The sequence below is a fragment of the Nocardioides sp. genome (assembly GCF_036274455.1).
Lineage (GTDB): Bacteria > Actinomycetota > Actinomycetes > Propionibacteriales > Nocardioidaceae > Nocardioides.
This window is the reverse complement of the sequence record NZ_DASUFR010000207.1, coordinates 1-6,019: the sequence shown is the minus strand read 5'-3', so window position 1 is coordinate 6,019 and position 6,019 is coordinate 1. Positions and strand designations below refer to the sequence as shown.

Sequence of the window (6,019 nt, the reverse complement as noted above, 5' to 3'; positions counted from 1 at the left end):
CTGGAACCGCTGCTCGACCAGCTTGCACACCTTCTCGATGTCGAACGGCCGCTCCGGGATCAAGATGACGTTCGCTCCCCCGGCCAGACCCGAGTGCAGCGCGATCCAACCGGCGTGCCGGCCCATCACCTCGACGACAAGCACCCGGTGATGTGACTCGGCGGTGGTGTGCAACCGGTCGATCGCCTCGGTGGCGATGTTGACCGCGGTGTCGAAGCCGAAGGTGAAGTCGGTCCCGGAGAGGTCGTTGTCGATGGTCTTCGGCACCCCGACGACGTTGACCCCGAGCTCGGAGAGCCTGGTGGCCACGCCGAGCGTGTCCTCTCCTCCGATCGCGACGAGTGCGTCGACCTCGTTGGCGGCGAGGTTGTCCTTGATCTGCTCCACGCCGTTGTCGATCTTGAACGGGTTGGTCCGCGACGAGCCGAGGATGGTGCCGCCGCGGGGCAGGATGCCGCGGCACTGCTCGATGCCCAGCTCCATCGTCAGCCCCTCCAGGGGGCCGCGCCAGCCGTCCCGGAAGCCGACGAAGTCGAAGGAGTGGCCCCGGACCCCGCGGCGTACGACGGCCCGGATCACCGCATTGAGACCGGGGCAGTCGCCGCCTCCGGTCAGGACTCCCACACGCATGGCTGTTGCTCCTGGCTCTGGACGAAATTGGATCGTTCAAGTCGCCCTCGACAGTAGTGCTTACGGCTCGACCGCCGCCAGCCCGTCGTCCGCCACCTCGACGGCCTGGTTGGTCACCGGCGCGTCGGCGAGCGCCAGCACGCGGCCGAGCAGCGCGGAGACGAAGGTGCCGAGCGCCGCAAGCCCGAGCAGCACCAGCCACAGCGGGGTCGCTCCGCGGTCCAGGAGCCAGGCGAAGGCCACCGGCGTGACCGTGCCTGAGGCGTTCCACGCCAGCTGGATCAGCGACAGGTAGCGGCCGCGGAGGTGCTCGGGCGCCGCCTCGGCGGCGAGCGCCGAGGTGACCGGTCCGCCGGTCAGCTCGCCCAGGGTGTAGATCACCGCCGAGGCGAGCACGATCACCACCCCCACGGTGACGCCCACCGCGCTGGCCCCCAGGAGGGCGACGTAGGACACGGCGAAGAACAGGTTCGCCACGACCAGGATCCGCCAGCGGACCCGGCCGGTCATCGCGCGCACCGCGAGCCCCTGGCCCAGACCGACCATGATCGTGTTGATCGTGAACACGGCTCCGGTGACCCAGCCCGGCAGGCCGAGCACCTTGGTGGCGTAGACCGGCATGGCGAAGTTCAGGACCATCATCGAGGTCGAGAACGCCAGCTGCGTGCACCACAGGACCCGGTAGGGCCGATCCCGGAGCACCGTCGCCCACGAGCCGGGCTGGGCCTCGTGCCGGGTGCGCTCGGTGGCCGGGACGGCGAGCAGCAGCAGGAACGCGATGCCGTAGGAGACCGCGTTGGCGACCACCACCGCGGCGTACGCCGCCTGGGTGCCGATCGTGATCGCGACGCCCGAGACCAGGCCGCCGACGGCGAAGCCGACGTTGCGGAGCGCACCGAGGAAGCCGAACCACTTCTCCCGCTCCCCCGGTACCGAGATGGCGGCGACGATGTTGCCGTAGGAGCCCCAGAAGGCGGTGCGGCCGACGGTGACGACGACGGTCCAGAGCGTGACGGCGAGGAAGGAGTCGGAGACCAGGTAGGCGACGAAGCCGATGCCCTGGAGGACGTTGCCCGCCAGGAGCACCTGCTTGGCGCCGACCCGGTCGACGATCGAGCCGATCAGCGGTCCCGTCGGAAGGGCGACCAGGCTGGCCAGCGAGATCGCGGCACCGACCTGCACCAGCGTGAGGTCGGTGGCGACGAGGAAGTACAGCATCGAGATCGGCATGAACACGCCGCTCCCGATCGCGTCGATCGCGATCGCGGTGACGAACCGCCGGTGGCGGCCGACGGAGGGGAACCCGAGCCGATGCAGCACCGGTCGATTGTCCGACCTCGAGTGCGGTTGAGGGCAACCGGGTATCCGCACGGGCGGTCGCTATCGTCGCGCCATGACCTTCTCGATCGTGGCCAGGTCCGCCGACGGAGAGTCGTGGGGGGTGGCCGTCGCGTCGAAGTTCCTCGCCGTGGGCTCCGCCGTCCCCGCGGCCGTCGCCGGGGTCGGCGCCATCGCCACCCAGGCCGACGCCAACGTGGCCTACAAGGGGCAGGCGCTGGCCCACCTCGACGATGGCGCCACCGCGTCGGTGGCCCTGCAGCGGCTGCTCGAGGACGACGAGGGTCGCGACCACCGCCAGGTTGGCATAGTCGACGTCGACGGGGGCTCCGCCTCGCACACCGGCCATGCATGCCTCGAGTGGGCGGGCAGCCTCACCGGCGAGGGCTACGCCATCCAGGGCAACATCCTCACCGGCGAGGACGTCGTGGATGCGATGGAGACTGCGTGGCTGACCTCCGACCCGGACGCGCCGCTGGCCCGCCGGCTGCTCGAGGCGCTGACAGCCGGCGACGTGGCCGGTGGCGACTCGCGCGGGCGGCAGTCCGCGGCGCTGCTGGTGGTCAAGGAGGGCGCCGGCTACGGCGGTCTCGACGACATCGCCGTCGACCTGCGGGTCGACGACCACCCCGAGCCGATCCCCGAGCTCACCCGGCTGCTGGAGCTCAGCGAGCTCTACCTGACCGCGTCTACCGAGGAGGAGAAGGTGCCGGTGACCAAGGAGCTCGAGGAGGAGCTCGAGGCGTTCGCGCACGCGCGGGGCGCCCGCGACTTCCAGGCCTGGGTCGGCACCGAGAACTACGAGATGCGGGTGGCCCCCGACCTGTCGTGGATCGACCAGAAGATCCTCGACATCGTCCGCTCGACGCCGACGAAGGACGCGTGAGCGCCCTCCCATGAGCGTCCTGGCCATCGACGCGGGCACGACCGGCGTCACCGCGGTCGTCGTCACCGAGGACGGCGCGATCGCGGCCAAGGGGTATGAGGAGTTCGGCCAGCACTTCCCCCGGCCCGGCTGGGTGGAGCACGCCCCGGAGGAGATCTGGCAGGCCACGCTCGCGGCCGCCCGCGCGGCACTGGCCCAGGTCGACACCGCCGACCTGAGGGCCGTCGGCATCACCAACCAGCGCGAGACGATCCTGCTCTGGGACCGCGAGACGCTCGGGTCGCCGCGGCGGGCGATCGTGTGGCAGGACCGGCGCACCGCCGAGATCTGCGCCCGCCTGAAGGAGGCGGGTCACGAGGCGCGCGTCACCGAGCTGACCGGGCTTCGGCTCGACCCCTACTTCTCCGGCACCAAGCTGATGTGGCTGGCCGAGGAGGAGCCGAACACCTGGGCACTGGTGGAGTCCGGGCGGTACGCCGTCGGCACCGTCGACTCCTACCTCATCGCCCGGATGACCCGCGGGACCTACCACGTCACCGACGTCTCGAACGCCTGCCGGACCCTCCTGTTCGACCTCGGCGCCGGCGACTGGTCCGACGAGCTGTGCGCGCTGTTCGACGTACCCCGCGACGCGCTGCCGGAGCTGGTGCCGAACTGGGGGGAGGTCGCCACCACCGACCCCGCGTCGTTCCTCGACCTGTCGCTGCCGATCGCCGGGGTCGCCGGCGACCAGCAGTCGGCCCTGTTCGGCCAGACCTGCTTCGAGCCCGGTGACGCCAAGTGCACCTACGGCACCGGCTCCTTCATCCTCACCAACACCGGGACCTCCCTGGAGCGCTCGGACGCCGGGCTGCTGTCGACGGCGGCGTGGCGGTCGCCCGCCGGCGAGCTGACCTACGCACTCGAGGGCGCGATCTTCGTGACCGGTGCCGCGGTGCAGTGGCTCCGTGACGGGCTGCAGATCGTCGGCTCCGCCGACGAGACCGCGGCGATCGCCGGGACGGTGGACTCCTCCGAGGGCGTCGTGTTCGTCCCCGCACTCACCGGTCTCGGAGCCCCGCACTGGGACCCGCACGCGCGCGGGATGATCATCGGCATCACCCGCGGCACCACCCGGGCTCACATCGTGCGCGCGACGCTCGAGGCGATCGCCTTCGAGGTCCGCGACGTCCTCGAGACCATGCCCAACCAGGGCGCGCCGCTGCGCGTCGACGGCGGCGCGTCGGCCAACGACCTCCTCTGCCAGCTCCAGGCCGACCAGGTCGGCCTCGAAGTGCAGCGACCCCGCCTCGTGGAGACCACCGCACTCGGCGCGGCCTTCCTCGCCGGCCTCGGCACCGGCGTCTGGTCCTCGACCGACGACCTCCGCGAGACCTGGCAGCTCGACCGGGCCTTCAGTCCCGCCGCGGACCGCTCCGCCGCCGACGCGGCGCACGCCCGCTGGATCGACGCGGTCGAGCGGTCGAAGGGCTGGGCCTAGATGACTGGTTCCAAGGGATCGTGCAAGCGAGCGCTTGGAAATGGTCATCTAGTGGGCGCCACTAGCGTCCCGGCTGCTGAGCCCGCACCCACCGGACGGTCCTCCGGCAGTCCCGCCACGCGATCCATGCCGTCCGCAGCCGTGGCGACCGTACGGCCTCCCCGCGGCGCCGGGCCCGGAGCTGCCCGACCAGCCACTGGGGCGCCCGTGCCTGCTCGACGGCCTCGGACTTGGTCAGCAGCCGGCCGGTGATGAGTGCATACCTGCCGCGGGCCATCCCGGTCAGCCCCAGATCGGCCACTACCGGGTCGAGCCACATGGCCGGCCGCCTCGCCGCCCAGGCCCAGTAGCCGCACACCTCTGCCCGCGCCGCCTCGCGAACGTCGTCGTCGCTCATCGGCGGCAGCACGTCCGCCGGAGGCCGTCCGAACTGTGCCCTGCCGTGGCGCACCAGCTCGGCCCGGCTGATCCCGGACAGGATCCGCTGCACGAGAGCTCCGTGCGTCCAGGTCGGATGGCGTGCCTCGGCGTCCGCCAGCTCGCGCGCGTCGACGTAGACGCATCCGAGGTCGGCTCCGGCCGCGACGCCCGAGTCGAGCTCCCTGTGGACCGCCGCGAGTGAGGACTGGCGGTCCGCGTCGACGCGGCCGTCCACCAGTGCCACGAGGTCCATGTCGCTCACGCCCGGGAGGTGGTCGCCGGTGGCGAGCGAGCCGCCGACCCACAGGTCGCTCACCCAGCCGAGCTTCGACAAGCGGTCCCCGAATGCGTCAAGCACCGCCTGCGGATCGACCACGACCCGCAGACTAGGCGTCGAGCCGTCACGGTGGCTGAGCTGCGAGGCGCCCCAGCGCCGAGCCGTCACGGTGGCTGAGGTGCGAGGCGCCCCAGCGCCGAGCCGTCACGGTGGCTGAGCTGCGAGGCGCCCCGGCGCCGAGCCGTCACGGTGGCTGAGGTGCGAGGCGCCCCGGCGCCGAGCCTCGAAGCCCGGTGACCCGGGGCTGGGGCCCACCCGGGTGCCTTCGCTGCGGAGGTCTCGACAGGCTCGACCTGCGGAGGTCGAGCGGGTGCCTACCCTGCGGAGGTCTCGACAGGCTCGACCTGCGGAGGTCGAGCGGGTGCCTATCCTGCGGAGGTCTCGACTGGCTCGACCAGCGGCGGGCCACCACGGTGGCTGAGGTGCGAGGCGCCCCAGCGCCGAGCCTCGAAGCCAGGTGACCCGGTGCTCGGACCTACCCCGGGTGCCTTCCCTGCGGAGGTCTCGACAGGCTCGACCAGCGGCGGGCCAGCAGGTGCCTATCCTGCGGAGGTCTCGACAGGCTCGACCAGCGGCGGGTCACCACGGTGGCTGAGGTGCGAGGCGCCCCGGCGCCGAGCCTCGAAGCCTGGTGAGCCGGTGCTGGGACTCACCCCGGGTGCCTTCCCTGCGGAGGTCTCGACAGGCTCGACCAGCGACGGGCCAGCGGGTGCCTCACCCCTCGAGCCTCTTCACCGCCTTGGCCGCGGCGTCTCGCGCCTTGGTGGCCTCGTCCAGGACGCCCTGGGCGTCGTCGCGGGCCTCCTCGGCCTCGGCGATCTCGTCGTCGACCTCGTCGGCCGACTCCTCGAGCTCGGCGATCTTGCGCTTGAGCTCGTCGATCTCGGCCTGCACCTGCATGGCCCGCGCCTGGAGGTCGGACAGCGCC

At 72.0% G+C, this 6,019-nt stretch carries 5 protein-coding genes and 1 pseudogene; 2 read left to right on the top strand and 4 right to left on the bottom strand.

From position 1 onward, the window contains the following. A partial coding sequence (locus VFV89_RS20155; protein WP_329707764.1) for an ATP-dependent 6-phosphofructokinase occupies positions 1–630 on the bottom strand: 630 nt, incomplete at its 3' end. 60 nt (positions 631–690) lie between these two features. Then, the gene (locus VFV89_RS20150; RefSeq protein ID WP_329707763.1) at positions 691–1,950 is read right to left on the bottom strand and encodes an MFS transporter; all 1,260 of its coding nucleotides are present in this window, start codon (positions 1,948–1,950) and stop codon (positions 691–693) included. Positions 1,951–2,023: 73 nt separating this feature from the next. Here VFV89_RS20150 and VFV89_RS20145 point away from each other — a divergent pair, with 73 nt between their 5' ends. Continuing rightward, positions 2,024–2,854 (top strand): DUF1028 domain-containing protein, encoded by an 831-nt coding sequence (locus tag VFV89_RS20145; RefSeq protein WP_329707762.1) that lies wholly within the window; start codon positions 2,024–2,026, stop codon positions 2,852–2,854. Positions 2,855–2,864: 10 nt separating this feature from the next. Further along, positions 2,865–4,334 carry a glycerol kinase GlpK gene (gene glpK, locus VFV89_RS20140; RefSeq protein WP_329707761.1) on the top strand — a complete coding sequence of 490 codons (1,470 nt, stop codon included), beginning with the start codon at positions 2,865–2,867 and terminating at the stop codon, positions 4,332–4,334. Between the two features lie 61 nt (positions 4,335–4,395). Here glpK and VFV89_RS20135 read toward each other — a convergent pair whose 3' ends face one another. Continuing rightward, positions 4,396–5,130, bottom strand: a complete 735-nt coding sequence (locus VFV89_RS20135) for a nucleotidyltransferase domain-containing protein (protein ID WP_329707760.1) — start codon at positions 5,128–5,130, stop codon at positions 4,396–4,398. Positions 5,131–5,805: 675 nt separating this feature from the next. After that, positions 5,806–6,019 (bottom strand): annotated as a pseudogene (locus tag VFV89_RS20130) (hypothetical protein); the annotation flags it as partial.

Bases quoted from the DNA above. Each gene is read 5' to 3' on its own strand.
- VFV89_RS20145 (WP_329707762.1), top strand. From the start codon at position 2,024: ATGACCTTCTCGATCGTGGCCAGGTCCGCCGACGGAGAGTCGTGGGGG.
- glpK (WP_329707761.1), top strand. From the start codon at position 2,865: ATGAGCGTCCTGGCCATCGACGCGGGCACGACCGGCGTCACCGCGGTC.